This is a genomic window from Streptomyces sp. BE303, from assembly GCF_036290945.1.
Taxonomy (GTDB): domain Bacteria; phylum Actinomycetota; class Actinomycetes; order Streptomycetales; family Streptomycetaceae; genus Kitasatospora.
Window position 1 is genome coordinate 1 of sequence record NZ_JAQYWZ010000214.1, and the last position, 423, is coordinate 423.

General features: G+C 76.1%; 1 protein-coding gene. It reads right to left on the reverse strand.

All coding sequences use genetic code 11. From position 1 onward, the window contains the following. The coding region (locus tag PUR56_RS01385) for an acyl carrier protein (RefSeq protein WP_329947505.1) at positions 1–423 on the reverse strand (423 nt) is incomplete at both ends.

Genomic DNA, 423 nt, shown 5'->3' on the forward strand with positions numbered 1-423 from the left:
AACGCCTCGGGTGTCTCCACCCCGCCCGGCACCCGCAGCCCCATGCCCACGCTGACCACCGGGTCGTCCTGGACCGCGACCGGAACCGCCGCCCCGGTCGGAGCGGCTGCCTCCGCGCTGCCCACCACCTGTGCCAGCACGTTCGCGGCGTGCCGCTCGGCGCTCGGGTAGTCGAACGCCAGCGTCGCCGGCAGCGCCTGCCCGGTCGCCGACCGCAGACGATTCCGCAGCTCGACGGCGGTCAGCGAGTCGAAGCCCAGCTCCTTGAACGCCCGCGACGGTTCGACCGCCCCGGTCGAGGCATGACCGAGGGCAGCGGCGACGTGCGTCCGCACGACGTCCGCGACGAGCCGCCGCCGGTCGGCGACCGGCACGCCCGCCACCCGCTGGACGAACGCGGACGACGGGGAGCCACCCAGCGGC